The following is a 13,916-nucleotide window of genomic DNA, read 5'->3' as shown; positions in this document are numbered from 1 at the left end:
CTACTGACAGACCCGACACCCGACAGGTACCGTCCAGAAACAGTTCACCCGTGTGGACTACACCACTGCGGCAACAGCTGCGGTGGATCACCACCTTTACTCGGATCGTCCGGCACGTTCCTGCCGGTGAAGGGGGCTTAACAGCCATGGCAACTGTTTCGTTCGACAAGGCGACCCGGATCTACCCGGGCTCCACCAAGCCGGCCGTCGACGGCCTGGAGATCGAGATCGAGGACGGCGAGTTCCTCGTCCTCGTCGGCCCGTCCGGCTGCGGCAAGTCGACCTCCCTGCGCATGCTCGCGGGTCTCGAGGACGTGAACGGCGGAGCGATCCGCATCGGCGACCGCGACGTGACCCACCTGCCGCCCAAGGACCGGGACATCGCCATGGTGTTCCAGAACTACGCGCTCTACCCGCACATGTCCGTCGCCGACAACATGGGCTTCGCGCTCAAGATCGCCGGCGTGAACAAGGCGGAGATCCGGCAGAAGGTCGAAGAGGCCGCGAAGATCCTCGACCTCACCGAGTACCTGGACCGCAAGCCGAAGGCCCTCTCCGGCGGTCAGCGCCAGCGAGTCGCGATGGGCCGCGCCATCGTGCGTGAGCCGCAGGTCTTCCTCATGGACGAGCCGCTGTCGAACCTCGACGCCAAGCTGCGTGTGTCCACGCGTACGCAGATCGCCTCGCTGCAGCGCCGTCTCGGCATCACCACCGTCTACGTCACCCACGACCAGGTCGAGGCCATGACCATGGGCGACCGCGTCGCGGTCCTCAAGGACGGTCTGCTCCAGCAGGTGGACACCCCGCGCAACATGTACGACCGCCCGGCCAACCTCTTCGTCGCCGGCTTCATCGGCTCCCCCGCCATGAACCTGGTCGAGGTCCCGATCACCGACGGCGGCGTGAAGTTCGGCAACTCGGTCGTGCCGGTGAACCGCGACGCGCTGAAGGCCGCCTCCGACGCCGGCGACCGCACCGTCACGGTCGGCGTCCGCCCGGAGCACTTCGACATCGTCGAGGCGGGCGGCGGCGAGGCCGCGAAGTCCCTCTCCAAGGACACCGCGGACGCCCCGGCCGGCCTCGCCGTCTCGGTGAACGTCGTCGAGGAACTCGGCGCCGACGGCTACGTCTACGGCACCGCGCAGGTCGGTGGCGAGGCCAAGGACCTCGTCGTCCGGGTCAACGGCCGCCAGGTCCCCGAGAAGGGCACCCAGCTCCACGTCGTGCCCCGCCCGGGCGAGACCCACGTCTTCTCCTCGTCGACCGGTGAGCGCCTCACCGACTGACACCCCCTGTCGCACTGTGGAGCCCCGCACTTCGGTGCGGGGCTCCTCGCGTTCCCGGCCGCTCCCCCACCCGAAACGCAGCCCACGTTGTCGACAAATACCCCGGCACGCCCGCCACTTCGACCCCCGCACGTCAACACGCGTGAATCAAAACGGGATTACCCATCCCTCGACCGAGTGACTAAATGTCGCCAAATCATCACCGACCGCTACGCTCACTCGCGTGACGCACTCCGCCAACTACACCCAGAAGCCGCGCCGAGGCCAGGGCCCCGCCCGCCGCGTCGGCCGCACCCTCGCTCTCGTCCTGCCGGTGATGCTGGTGCTCTCCGGCACACTCGCGGTCACCCGAGTGAACTGGTCCGGCAGTTCACCGGACTCGATCCTCACCGCTTCCTCGCAGAACGTCTCCGCGCGCGCCAAGTCCCGCGCACCCCAGGACGTCCTGCGCGACAAGCTGCTGCTGGAACTCCAGGACAAGGACCCCGGTATCGCCCTCACCCACCTCCAGCAGGAGATGCACGAGCGGCCGTCCCTCGCCAAGCACTGCGTCTCCATCGCCCGCGCCCTGGGCCGCGCCGCCGTGCAGGCCTACGGTCCCTCCCGCGCCCAGTCCTTCGCCCGCCCCGTCTGCGACACCGCGTTCGCGACGGGCGTCGCCACGGCAGCGCGCGGCTGACGCCCTCACAGCCGGCCGGGAAGGGGCCGACGTACAGTGCGGGCATGACGAGCGCCCAGGCCCCCGACCCGCACAGCCAGCACCACCCCACACAGGCCGTCGTCCTGGCCGGCGGCCAGGGCTCGCGCCTGCGGCCCTACACCGACGACCGGCCCAAGCCGATGGTCGAGATCCCCGGCACCGGGACCCCGATCATCGGCCATCAGCTTGCCTGGCTCGCCGAAGAGGGCGTGACGGACGCGGTCGTCTCCTGCGGGCATCTCGCCGAGGTGCTCCAGGAGTGGCTCGACGGCGCCGAACTCCCGCTGCGTGTCACCACGGTGGTCGAGAAGGAACCCCTCGGCCGTGGTGGCGGCCTCAAGTACGCCGCCGCGCATCTGCCGCACCCCGACCGGCCCTGGTACGCGACGAACGGCGACATCTGGACCCGGTTCTCGCTGCGTGAGATGGCGGACTTCCACGCCGAGCGCGACGCCACCGCCACCCTCGCCCTGGCCCGCCCCCGCATCCCGTGGGGCGCCGTGGAGACCGACGCGTTCGGTCACATCACGGACTTCGTCGAGGCCCCGCCGTCCCCGTATCTGATCAACGCGGGCGTCTACGTCTTCTCCCCCGGCTTCACGGGCCTGCTCCCGGACCGCGGTGACCACGAGCGCACCACGTTCCCGCGCCTGGCCCGAGCGAAGCGCCTGGCCGGCTTCCCCATCCCGCAGGGCGCGTACTGGAGGGCCATCGACACGGCGAAGGACCTCACCGAGGCCGCCAAGGAGCTGGCCGCGCCGGGACGTTGAGCCCGCCGTCCCCGATCTCCCGATACGGGAAGGGGCCCGCACACCAGACGTGTGCGGGCCCCTTCGGTTTCTACGGGGTGTGGTCAGCCGCCGAGTACTCCGCCGAGGAGACCCCCCTCATCGTCCCCGCTGCCACCGCCCGACCCGCCGGTGCCGCCGCCCGTACCGGTGCCGCCGCCCGTGCCCGTGCCGCCGCTGGAGGCGGGCCCGCTGCTGGACGCCGGGGGCGGCTGCTGGGCCGGCGGGGCCGACTGCGGGGGCGCCTGGCCGGTGCCCTGCGTCTGGCTGGGCTGGCCGGCGCCGCCGGCGGTACCCGTGGCCGGGGCGGATCCCGGTGCGCTCGCGGCACGGGACGGCTCCGCCGAAGTGGCGCCCTGCGTGGGCGTGTTGGACGCCGACGGGCTCTGCGAGCGGTGCTGCTTGCGGCCGGGCTCCGACGGGAGCGGGGAGCCGGGCAGTTCGTTGCGCGGGGCCTCTCCGGGACCCGGGGCGGTGACGCGGCCCGCGTCGCGCACGGCGCCGCCGAGCAGCGAGCCGATGAGCAGGGTCAGGCCGACGACGACGGTCGTCACGACCGTGCCGCGGCGCAGCACGTACCGCCGCAGCTCCCACAGTTCGGCGCGCGGGCCGAGCCGGCGCCAGGCGCCGCCCGCGAGGCGTCCGTCGATGGAGTAGACGGGCGCTCCCGCGATGATCAGCGGGGACCAGGCGGCCAGGTAGATGATGTCGGGGGCGTCGTAGGCGGGCACCGTCTTCCAGCTGACGGTGACGATGAGTGCGGCCGAGAGCAGTACGCCGAAGACGGCCGCGACGCGCTGCCAGAGGCCGAGCACGGTGAGTACGCCGACGACGACCTGGAGGAAGGCGATGCACAGCCCGGCGCCGACGGGATGCTGGAGTGCGAAGTCGCGCAGGGGTTCGGCGAGGGCCCACGGGTGCAGCGAGTTGAGCCACTTGACCATGGAGCCGCGGTCGCCGCCGTCGAAGTAGACGGGGTCGCAGAGCTTGCCCATGCCGGCGTACATGGAGATGAAGCCGAGGAAGACGCGCAGCGGGAGCAGGACGACGCCGAGGTTCATCCGGCGGCCGGGGTAGTACGCGTGCCGCACCGGGTCGGCACCGTGCCGCCGGGAGGCGTTGCTCCCGGCCCCGTCGTCGAACTCGTCGTCGCTGAACTCGCCGTCGTCGTACGGGGGTTCCACGTACGACGGCTCTTCGAAGGCGCTGCCGGACTGGCGCATCTGCGGGAGGAGGCGGGTGCCCTGTGCGGTGACCGTGGGCAGTTCGCCCGTGGCGTCGTCCCTGAGGTCGCTGTCGAGGTCGATGCGCGGGATGACCTGGGTGGCGCCGCCGTCCCCGCCCTCGAAGCCGTGCCGGGGCAGCGTGCCTTCGCCCGCTCTGCGGGCCGCCTGGAGAAGACCGGTGGCCCCGGGGTCGCCGGGCGCGGACCGGCCGCTCCAGACGACGGGGGCGCGGCGGCGCGCGGCGGCTGCGCCGACGACGGGGATGCGAGCGGTCTGGTCCAGCGAGCCCGGCTGCCGGGCGATGCGAGGGGACTGCGTCTGCTGCGCCCGGGGGAGCTGCACGCGGAAACTCGCGTGATTGACGACGACCTGCGCGGGATCGCACGGCACCTTCACCATGCTCAGCGCGGGACCGTCGTCGAATCCGGAATCGAATCCGGGGCCGAATCCGGGCGAGCGGTCCCCCGTGGGTGTGCGGGGTGTTCTGGTGTCCACACTCATCTAACCGAGTGATGTGTGTTTAGGACACTGCCTTGACCACGTGCAAATGTCCGGACCGCGTCAAGATCGCGGCCCGGACACCCGGTCAGGAACGGCGGCGGGCCGCCTCGTACAGGACGACGCCTGCCGCGACACCGGCGTTGAGGGATTCGGTGCCGCCCGGCATCGGGATCCGCACGCGGTAGTCGCAGGTCTCGCCGACGAGGCGGGACAGGCCCTTGCCCTCGCTGCCGACCACGATGACGACGGGCCCGCCGAGGGCCTCGAGGTCACCGACGGTGTGCTCGCCGTCGGCCGCGAGACCGACGATGGCGATGCCGGCCTTCTTGTAGCCCTCGAGAGCGCGCGTCAGGTTCGTGGCGCGGGCGACGGGCGTACGGGCCGCGGCACCCGCGGACGTCTTCCAGGCACCGGCGGTCATGCCGGCCGCGCGCCGCTCGGGCACGACGACGCCGTGGCCGCCGAACGCGGAGACGGAACGCACGACGGCGCCCAGGTTGCGCGGGTCGGTCACGCCGTCCAGAGCGACGATCAGCGGGTCCTGGCCCTGGTCGTACGCGGCGGCGGCGAGGTCCTCCGGGTGCGCGTACTCGTACGGCGGCACCTGGAGGACGAGGCCCTGGTGGTTGAGGCCGTTCGTCATGCGGTCCAGCTCGGGGCGGGGGGCCTCCATCAGGTGGATGCCGCCGCGCTCACCGGCGAGCTGGAGCGCCTCGCGCACCCGCTCGTCGTTGTCGATGTACTGCTGGACGTAGAGCATCGAGGCGGGCACGCCCTCGCGCAGCGCCTCGACGACGGAGTTGCGCCCGACGACCATCTCGGACGTGCCCTTGCCGCCGCGGCTCTTCAGCGTCGCGGGGCGGCGGGCGGCCTGCTTGGCCTTGGCGTTCGCGATGCGGTTCTTCTTGTGCTTCTTGCGCATCTCGGCGGGCGGCGTCGGACCCTTGCCTTCGAGCCCCCGGCGTCGCTGGCCGCCACTGCCGACCTGCGCGCCCTTCTTGCCGGACATGCGGCGGTTGTTCGCGGCCATGATCTACCTGTCTGTGTGATGCGTATGTGCGTACGTATATGAAGTGTGCCGCCCGGAGGCCCGGGCGCACATTCGCGCAGGTCGTCAGCGCGGGCCGAGCGTCCAGCGCGGCCCGGTCGGGCTGTCCTCGATGACGAGCCCGGACTGGCCGAGCTGGTCGCGGATGGCGTCGGCGGTGGCCCAGTCCTTGCGGGCGCGGGCGGACTCGCGCTGCTCCAGGACGAGCCGTACGAGGGTGTCGACGGCGCCGTGCAGGTCCTCGCCGCGCTCGGTCTCGCCGGCCCAGTGCGGGTCGAGCGGGTCCAGGCCGAGGACGCCGAGCATCGCGCGGACCTCGGCGAGGCGGGCGACGGCGGCGTCCTTGTCGTCGGCGGCGAGGGCGCTGTTGCCCTGGCGGACGGTGGTGTGGATGATCGCGAGCGCCTGCGGCACGCCCAGGTCGTCGTCCATCGCCTCGGCGAAGGCGGGCGGCACCTCGTCGGCGGGGGCGACGACGCCCCCGGCCAGCTCGGTGACGCGCTGCACGAAGCCCTCGATCCGCGCGAACGCGGACTCGGCGTCGCGCAGGGCGTCCTCGCTGTACTCGATGGTCGAGCGGTAGTGCGGGGTGCCGAGGTAGTAGCGCAGCACGATCGGGCGCCACTCCTTGACCATCTCGGACACGAGGACCGAGTTGCCCAGGGACTTCGACATCTTCTCGCCGCTCATGGTGACCCACGAGTTGTGCACCCAGTACTTGGCGAACTCGTCGCCGAAGGCCTTGGCCTGGGCGATCTCGTTCTCGTGGTGCGGGAAGATCAGGTCGATGCCGCCGCCGTGGATGTCGAAGGCGGAGCCCAGGTACTTGTGCGCCATCGCCGAGCACTCCAGGTGCCAGCCGGGCCGGCCGCGGCCCCACGGGGTCTCCCAGCTGGGCTCGCCGGGCTTGACGGCCTTCCACATGGCGAAGTCGCGCGGGTCGCGCTTGCCGGTCTCGCCTTCGCCGGAGGGCTGGCGCAGCTCGTCGAGGTCCTGGTTCGACAGCTCCAGGTAGCCGGGGAAGGAGCGCACGTCGAAGTAGACGTTCCCGTCCGCCTCGTAGGCGTGGCCGCGCTCGATGAGGCCGCGCATCATCTCGACCATCTCGGTGACATGACCGGTGGCGCGCGGCTCGTAGGTGGGCGGCAGGCAGCCTAGGGCGGTGTAGCCGTCGTTGAACGCGCGCTCGTTCTCGTACCCGATCGACCACCAGGGCCGGCCCTGCTCGGCGGCCTTCTTGATGATCTTGTCGTCGATGTCGGTGACGTTCCGCACGAACGTCACCTCGTAGCCGCGGTACGTGAACCAGCGGCGCATGATGTCGAAGTTGAGGCCGGACCGAATGTGCCCGATGTGCGGAGCGGCCTGCACGGTCGCGCCACAGAGGTAGATCGAGACACAACCCGGTGTCAGCGGGACGAAGTCACGGATCTTCCGGGCGCTGGTGTCGTGCAGGCGAATAGTCACCCCTCCAGGGTAGTGGGCCCAAGGCAGTGCCCCGCGACCCGTTTGGGGACACGGGGCACAACCGTGACGTTGTGACGTGTGTCAGGCCGCCGTTCAGACCTGGCCGACGACCTTGCGGGGGGTGATCCGCACGACGACGCGCTCGGCGTCGTCCGCGGAGCGGGGGTTGAACTCCGCGTACTTCTTGCCCGTGTACTTGAGGGACAGCTCGTCGATGAGCTCCTGGCCGCCCTCGGTGGTGAGGTCGGCGCTGCCGCGGATCTCGGCGTACGTGTAGGGGTTGTCGGTGGGCTGCACGACGACGGTGACGCGGGGGTCACGGCGCAGGTTCTTCTCCTTGCGCCGGTCGACGGTCGTGGAGAACAGCACGTCGTCCCCGTCCCGCTTCACCCAGACAGGCGACACCTGCGGGCTCCCGTCGGGCTGGATGGTGGCGACCGTGATGAAGACGGGGGTGTCGAGCAACGCCTTGAGCTCGTCGGACAGCTGGGCGGACATGGAGCCTCACTCCTTGGGGGGATGCCTGTACGAGTACCCGATACTGCGCCAGCATCCGTCCCCGCAGCGGTATTTCAGCCCGTCCTGACGACCAGTGCCGTGGCGATCGCCGCGAGGCCGTCGCCGCGGCCGGGGAAGCCCAGGCCGTCGGTGGTGGCGCCGGAGACGGAGACGGGGGCGCCGGCCGCGTCGGAGAGCACCTTCTGCGCCTCCTCGCGCCGCTTCCCGATCTTGGGTCGGGGGCCGATGACCTGGACGGCGACGTTGCCGATGGCGAAACCCGCCTCGCGCACGATGCGGGCGGCCTCGGTGAGCAGGGTGAGCCCGGAGGCACCGGACCACTCGGGGCGGCCCGTGCCGAAGTGGGCGCCCAGGTCACCGAGCCCGGCGGCGGAGAACAGCGCGTTGCACGCGGCGTGCGCGACGACGTCGGCATCGGAGTGCCCGGCGAGACCGGGGCCCTCGCCCTCCCACTTCAGTCCCGCGCACCACAGTTCGCGGCCCTCTTCGAAGGCGTGGATGTCGGTGCCGATGCCGACGAGGGGGATGACCGGGAGCTCAGAAGCCATCGTTGGCCCTCCTGCGGGCGAGCACGGCCTCGGCGAGCACGAGGTCGAGGGGGCGGGTGACCTTGAAGGCCTCCTCGTGCCCGGGCACGAGGACGACCGGTTCGCCGAGCTGCTCGACCATGCTGGCGTCGTCCGTGACGTTGTCCGTGACGGTCTCGTGGGCGCGCACGAGCGTGTCGCGGTCGAAGCCCTGCGGGGTCTGCACGGCGCGCAGCCGGGCCCGCTCGGGCGTCGCGACGACGAGCTCGGGTCCGCCGTCGGTGCGGGCCTCGACCTGCTTGACGGTGTCGGCGAGGGGCAGCGCGGGGACGACGGCGGGGGCGCCTTCGCGTACGGCTTCGATGACGCTGTCGACCGTGTCGACGGGCACCAGGGGGCGGGCCGCGTCGTGGACGAGGACGACGTCGATGCCGGGCGGCAGGGCGTCGAGGCCGAGCTTCACGGACTCCTGGCGTGTCTCGCCGCCCGGTACGACGACGAAGTCGGTCCGCTCGGGGAGCGCGTGGTCGGCGAGGAGGGTCTTCACCTCGGCGGCGGAAGCCTCGTCGGGCGGGGCGACCACGACGACGAGGGAGACGGACCGCGAGGCGGCCATCGCCCGGACGGCGTGGATGAGGATCGGGGTGCCGTTGAGCGCGCGGAGTGCTTTGGGGGCGCCAGGGCCGAGGCGTACGCCCCGGCCGGCGGCCGGAATCACGGCCGCGGTGCGCGAGGGCCGCGTTTCGTCAGACATCGCTTCCGTTCAGGTTTGTGTGCTCGACCGAGGTGGGTATGGCCAACACCAGTGCCGGGCGCGACGCCTTGACCGGACCCCTTCCGTGACATCCGGTCGAGCCAGCTGCCCGGGCCCGGCACGCCAGTGAGTCAAGCGGACAGGTACCGCGAGCAGGCACAGAGTGCGGGTACGAATATGCCGCAGCGCCCGGCGACACCATCAGGGTCAGCGGGCACCGCGGCATTATTCATGCGCCTGGGCTCTCGCCCGGGACTTCTTGTCGCAGCCGCGTGCCGGTCAGGGCACGCGTCAGGACGCGAGAACCTCGTCGAGCAGGGCCTCGGCCTTGTCCTCGTTCGTGTTCTCGGCGAGCGCGAGCTCGCTCACCAGGATCTGCCGTGCCTTGGCGAGCATGCGCTTCTCACCTGCGGACAGTCCGCGCTCACGCTCCCGACGCCACAGGTCACGGACGACTTCCGCGACCTTGATGACATCGCCGGAGGCGAGCTTCTCGAGATTTGCCTTGTAGCGGCGCGACCAGTTCGTGGGCTCCTCGGCGTACGGCGCGCGAAGCACCTCGAAGACCCGGTCGAGACCGTCCTGACCGACCACATCACGTACGCCGACGAACTCCGCATTGTCCGCTGGCACACGCACCGTCAGGTCACCCTGCGCGACCTTCAGCACCAAGTAGGTCTTGTCCACGCCTTTGATCTGGCGAGTTTCGATAGCCTCGATCAGCGCGGCCCCGTGATGGGGATAGACCACGGTGTCGCCAACCTTGAACGTCATGTGACAGGTACCCCTTCCGTGGCTATCCAGGGTAACACGGAAACGGCGTCTTCTGAATGGCGTTTTCGCAGGTCAGGGCATATCTCGGGGCTTGACAACAACAACCGGAACGTGCTGCGGAGGGCCTGCGGAAGGGGGTATTCGCAGGTCGGAGCGGCTCTTCGACGGAGACGAAACGCGCACCGTACACCTACCTGGAAGGGTCCGCAGGGGGTTGAACGTCCCGTTTTGCGCGGTTCGAAGCGCTGCACTTCCGCTACTCCGTTCGGTGACTCGGAGGAGCGTGCGACCCGAATCCGGAATTGATCACCGTGAGGGGTGATCAATTTTCCGTACCGCCATGCATTCCTTACCGGAAATCCGCAGGCGCTCTCGCGGGGCCCTTATGTGAATGGTGAACGGGAGGCCAATGCGGCCTGTCATGTTTGCTGAGGTGAGAGGGGCCGAGGCGGAGCGAGCGGGTCTGCGGTGAGTTCGGTGAGGGCGTGATCGCGAGGGTGATCGCGGGTGCGGGGGGTGGTGCGCGGGCCGGTCCGAGCGGGGGATCGGCCGGGGCCGGGATCCATCCAAAACTCCGTAGGGGCGGGTCGGGTGCAGCGGCGCGCGAACGGCTCGGTAACCTAAGCCCGCTGACAGACCCTTAGGGCGGCTTTACACCCGTCCAGGGCGTCCAGACCCTTACCGCCCACGTTCAAGGAGTTGCCGCCGCCGTGAGCAGCAGCCTTCGACGCGGCGCCCTCGCCGCCGCCGCCCTCGCGTTCTCGATCGCCTCGCTCGCCGCGTGCGGCGCCGGAAACAACGCCCAGACGCTGGAGGTCAAGCCCGACAACGCGGAGACCTCCGTCGGGGACATCCGGATCCAGAACGCCACCGTGATCACGCAGCCCGACCTGAAGTCCACCGGTCCGGCCGTCGTGACCGCGACGCTCTTCAACAATGGCTCCAAGGCCCAGACCCTCGACTCGATCAAGCTCGACGGCGTCGACAAGACGGCCGAGCTGTCCGCCGCCGACGGCAAGAAGACCTTGTCGATCCCGGCCGGCGGCTCCCTCATCCTCGGTGGGAAGGGCAACGCGTCCGCGCAGCTGCCCAACAGCCGCACCTCCGACCTCGCCGGTGACGTGCGGACGCTGACCTTCATGTTCAGCACCACGGGCGCCGTCAAGATCCAGTCGTTCGTCGTGCCGGCCGAGAGCTACTTCAAGGAGTGGGGCCCGAGCGAGATCCCGGCCGTGCCGAGCACGGAGCCGTCGGAGTCCGCGTCCGGCTCCGCGACGCCCTCCGGGTCGGCCACCCCGTCCGGCTCCGCCTCGCCGTCCGAGTCGGCCTCGGGCAGCCCGGCCGCAGGCTCGTCCGGGCACTGATCACGTCGTACGCAATGGCGAAGGGCGGGACCCCCGTGGGGGTCCCGCCCTTCGGCGTTCCATGGCTGGGTCACCGCCGTGACCCGGCTCTTTACGGCTCGAACTTGTAGCCCAGGCCGCGAACCGTCACCAGGTAGCGCGGGGCCCCCGGGTCCGGCTCGATCTTGGCGCGCAGGCGCTTGACGTGGACGTCGAGGGTCTTGGTGTCGCCCACGTAGTCCGCGCCCCACACTCGGTCGATCAGCTGCATGCGGGTCAGGACGCGGCCCGCGTTGCGCAGGAGCATCTCCAGGAGGTCGAACTCCTTGAGGGGCAGGTCGACCTTGGAGCCGGAGACCGTGACGACGTGGCGGTCCACGTCCATGCGGACCGGGCCGGCCTCCAGGGCCTGCGGGGTGACCTCCTCGGGCTCGCCCCTGCGGCGCAGGACCGCGCGGATACGGGCGACCAGCTCGCGGGACGAGAAGGGCTTGGTGACGTAGTCGTCGGCTCCTATCTCGAGGCCCACGACCTTGTCGATCTCGCTGTCCTTGGCGGTCACCATGATGACCGGGACGTTGGACCGGCCGCGCAGCTGGCGGCAGACCTCGGTGCCGGGCAGGCCCGGCAGCATCAGGTCGAGCAGGACGAGGTCGGCGCCGTTGCGCTCGAACTCGTCGAGACCGTCGGGGCCGGTGGCCGCGATGGCGACCTCGAAACCCTCCTTGCGGAGCATGTACGACAGGGCGTCGGAGAAGGATTCCTCGTCCTCGACGACGAGCACTCGGGTCACGGAAGGACCTCCGGGGCGGCAGGAATGGGATCGTATGCGGTTGTCTCGTCGGGCCCGTCGGCGTCGTTGCCGACGTGGTGTCCGTATGCGTCGCCGCCTACGTGTCCTGGGCCGCGGTCGCGGGTCGCGCCTGCCTCCGGCAGCCGCAGGGTGAACGTGGAGCCCTGACCTTCGGAGCTCCATACGGTGACTTCCCCGCCGTGCGAGGCAGCCACGTGCTTGACGATGGCGAGGCCGAGGCCGGTACCGCCGGTGGCCCTGGACCGGGCCGGGTCGACTCGGTAGAAGCGCTCGAAGATGCGCTCCTTGTCCTTGTCGGAGATGCCGAGGCCCTGGTCGGTGACCGCCACCTCGATGAGGTCCCCGCCGGGTGCGCTGACCCGGCGGGCGGCTATGCCCACGCGGGTTCGGGCCGGACTGTAGTTGACGGCGTTCTCGACGAGGTTGCCGAGAGCCGCGGCGAGCTGGCCGCGGTTGCCCCAGATCTGGAGGTCCGCGGTTCCTCCCGCGGCCATGGTGATCTGCTTCGTGCCGGCCTGGTGGCGGCAGCGGTCGATCGCCTCGGCGACGAGTTCGTCGACGCGGACCGGCTCGGCGTCCTCCAGCGGGTCGTCGTTCTGCACCCGGGACAGGTCGATGAGCTCCTGGACCAGGTTGGTCAGGCGGGTCGCCTCGATCTGCATCCTGCCCGCGAAGCGTTCCACCGCCTCCGGGTCGTCGGACGCGTCCATGACCGCCTCGGAGAGGAGGCTGAGCGCGCCGACCGGGGTCTTCAGCTCGTGGCTGACGTTCGCCACGAAGTCGCGGCGGACCGCTTCGATCCTGCGTGCCTCCGTCAGGTCCTCCACGAGGAGCAGGACCAGGCGGGAGCCGAGGGGGGCCACCCGCGCGGAGACCGCGAGGGCGTCCCCGCGGCCGGTGCCGCGCCGGGGCAGGTCGAGCTCGACCTGCCGTATCTCTCCGTCACGGCGGGTGTCCCTGGCCATGAGGAGCATCGGCTCCACGGCCAGCTTGCCGCCCCGGACCAGGCCGAGGGCGTACGCCGCCGAGCTGGCCTTGACCACGCTGTCCGCCTCGTCGAGGACGACGGCGGAGGAGCGCAGCACGGAGAGGACGGTGTCGACGCCGGGCGGAAGGACCGGGTCCGTGTGCAGGGAGGTACGGGTGGGGCGCTTCTGGTCGCGTTCGCTCCAGCGAAACGCCAGCATGGCGATCACGCCGGTGCACACCCCGGCGATCGCTGCCACTGCGGCGACCGCCGCGTTCACGTCCATGCCTCCAGGTTATGCGCCCTGTCAGCACTGCCCACAGCCGTCCGAGTGGTAGCTCGAACACTCGTCGCCCAGAGTTCACCTTGGATACAGGGGTGATTCATTTGGGGTGACGGAAACGGACGCGTACAGGGCCGAACGTGGGAGCGTGGGGCACAGCAGCCCCGCGCAGTGAGTGAGAGGGACAGTTGTATGCGTGACGCGTACCACGAGGAACTTGACTCGATCGGCGAGGGCCTGGTCGAGATGGCCCGCCTTGTCGGGTCGGCGATCGGGCGCGCCACCACGGCCATGCTCGACGCCGACCTGAAGCTGGCCGAGAGTGTCATCGCGGCGGACCAGAAGGTCGACGATCTGCAGCATGACCTGGAGGCCCGTGCGATAGCCCTGCTCGCGCGCCAGCAGCCCGTCGCCACGGATCTGCGGATCGTCGTGACCTCGCTGCGGATGAGCGCGGACCTGGAGCGCAGCGGTGACCTGGCGCAGCACGTCGCCAAGCTCGCCCGGCTGCGGTTCCCGGACCAGGCCGTTCCGCACGATCTGCACGCGACCGTCCTGGAGATGGGGCAGCTCGCGCAGCGGCTCATGGCGAAGTCCGCCGAGGTCATCATCACCAAGGACGTCGATCTCGCGCTCCAGCTGGAGCAGGACGACGACGAGATGGACCTCCTGCACCGGACGCTCTTCCAGCACCTGATGGACGACCGGTGGAAGCACGGCATCGAGACGGCCGTGGACGTGACCCTGCTGGGCCGTTACTACGAGCGCTTCGCCGACCACGCGGTCTCCGTGGCCAAGCGCGTGGTGTATCTCGTGACCGGTGAGCACGCCGACGAGATCCAGGCGTCTCAGCCGCAGCCGGTCGACGGCAGCTGACCCCTGTCGGGGTGACCTGTCTGCCGGGGGCCCCGCACCTGTG

Annotated in this window: 14 protein-coding genes; 5 read left to right on the top strand and 9 right to left on the bottom strand. The window is 70.5% G+C overall.

What is annotated here, in order from left to right:
- Window positions 1-146: 146 nt before the first annotated feature.
- The 3 genes from ACZ67T_RS11405 (at window position 147) to ACZ67T_RS11395 (ending at window position 2,756) form a co-directional block, all read left to right on the top strand.
- Entirely contained in the window at window positions 147-1,286 is a 1,140-nt protein-coding gene (locus ACZ67T_RS11405; protein WP_454401804.1) for an ABC transporter ATP-binding protein, read from the top strand.
- Window positions 1,287-1,509: 223 nt separating this feature from the next.
- On the top strand, window positions 1,510-1,965 hold the full coding sequence (locus ACZ67T_RS11400) for a hypothetical protein (RefSeq protein WP_469983256.1): 456 nt from the start codon (window positions 1,510-1,512) through the stop codon (window positions 1,963-1,965).
- 44 nt (window positions 1,966-2,009) lie between these two features.
- A complete protein-coding gene (locus tag ACZ67T_RS11395) occupies window positions 2,010-2,756 on the top strand; it encodes a nucleotidyltransferase family protein (RefSeq protein WP_469983254.1) in 747 nt (248 codons plus the stop codon).
- Window positions 2,757-2,839: 83 nt separating this feature from the next.
- On the opposite strand, the gene ACZ67T_RS11390 is transcribed toward ACZ67T_RS11395, so the two are convergent.
- The 7 genes from ACZ67T_RS11390 to ACZ67T_RS11360 form a co-directional block, all read right to left on the bottom strand.
- Window positions 2,840-4,495, bottom strand: coding sequence for a DoxX family membrane protein (locus ACZ67T_RS11390; protein ID WP_469983766.1), 1,656 nt, complete (start codon window positions 4,493-4,495; stop codon window positions 2,840-2,842).
- A 91-nt stretch (window positions 4,496-4,586) separates the two neighbouring features.
- A complete protein-coding gene (rlmB, locus tag ACZ67T_RS11385) occupies window positions 4,587-5,531 on the bottom strand; it encodes a 23S rRNA (guanosine(2251)-2'-O)-methyltransferase RlmB (protein ID WP_227295563.1) in 945 nt (314 codons plus the stop codon).
- Window positions 5,532-5,615: 84 nt separating this feature from the next.
- The gene (cysS, locus tag ACZ67T_RS11380) at window positions 5,616-7,016 is read right to left on the bottom strand and encodes a cysteine--tRNA ligase (protein ID WP_469983253.1); all 1,401 of its coding nucleotides are present in this window, start codon (window positions 7,014-7,016) and stop codon (window positions 5,616-5,618) included.
- 93 nt (window positions 7,017-7,109) lie between these two features.
- Window positions 7,110-7,514, bottom strand: a complete 405-nt coding sequence (locus tag ACZ67T_RS11375) for a PPOX class F420-dependent oxidoreductase (protein ID WP_469983252.1) — start codon at window positions 7,512-7,514, stop codon at window positions 7,110-7,112.
- A gap of 74 nt (window positions 7,515-7,588) precedes the next feature.
- Window positions 7,589-8,083 (bottom strand): 2-C-methyl-D-erythritol 2,4-cyclodiphosphate synthase, encoded by a 495-nt coding sequence (gene ispF / locus ACZ67T_RS11370; RefSeq protein ID WP_469983250.1) that lies wholly within the window; start codon window positions 8,081-8,083, stop codon window positions 7,589-7,591.
- On the bottom strand, window positions 8,073-8,816 hold the full coding sequence (gene ispD / locus ACZ67T_RS11365; protein WP_469983249.1) for a 2-C-methyl-D-erythritol 4-phosphate cytidylyltransferase: 744 nt from the start codon (window positions 8,814-8,816) through the stop codon (window positions 8,073-8,075). The genes ispF and ispD overlap by 11 nt, the downstream gene beginning before the upstream one ends.
- A 291-nt stretch (window positions 8,817-9,107) precedes the next feature.
- Complete coding sequence (locus ACZ67T_RS11360; protein ID WP_003953493.1) at window positions 9,108-9,590, bottom strand: CarD family transcriptional regulator; 483 nt, start codon at window positions 9,588-9,590, stop codon at window positions 9,108-9,110.
- A 710-nt stretch (window positions 9,591-10,300) separates the two neighbouring features.
- Between ACZ67T_RS11360 and ACZ67T_RS11355 the strand changes: the two genes are divergently transcribed.
- Complete coding sequence (locus ACZ67T_RS11355) at window positions 10,301-10,954, top strand: DUF461 domain-containing protein (protein WP_469983247.1); 654 nt, start codon at window positions 10,301-10,303, stop codon at window positions 10,952-10,954.
- 91 nt (window positions 10,955-11,045) lie between these two features.
- Here ACZ67T_RS11355 and phoP read toward each other — a convergent pair whose 3' ends face one another.
- Entirely contained in the window at window positions 11,046-11,717 is a 672-nt protein-coding gene (gene phoP / locus ACZ67T_RS11350) for a two-component system response regulator PhoP (RefSeq protein WP_468975769.1), read from the bottom strand.
- 5 nt (window positions 11,718-11,722) lie between these two features.
- Entirely contained in the window at window positions 11,723-13,000 is a 1,278-nt protein-coding gene (phoR, locus tag ACZ67T_RS11345; RefSeq protein ID WP_469983246.1) for a two-component system sensor histidine kinase PhoR, read from the bottom strand.
- A gap of 189 nt (window positions 13,001-13,189) precedes the next feature.
- Between phoR and phoU the strand changes: the two genes are divergently transcribed.
- Window positions 13,190-13,873 carry a phosphate signaling complex protein PhoU gene (gene phoU, locus ACZ67T_RS11340; protein WP_469983244.1) on the top strand — a complete coding sequence of 228 codons (684 nt, stop codon included), beginning with the start codon at window positions 13,190-13,192 and terminating at the stop codon, window positions 13,871-13,873.
- Window positions 13,874-13,916: the final 43 nt, after the last annotated feature.

It is taken from the genome of Streptomyces sp. NPDC107517 (assembly GCF_055582645.1).
This window is presented reverse-complemented; position numbering and strand designations above follow the sequence as displayed.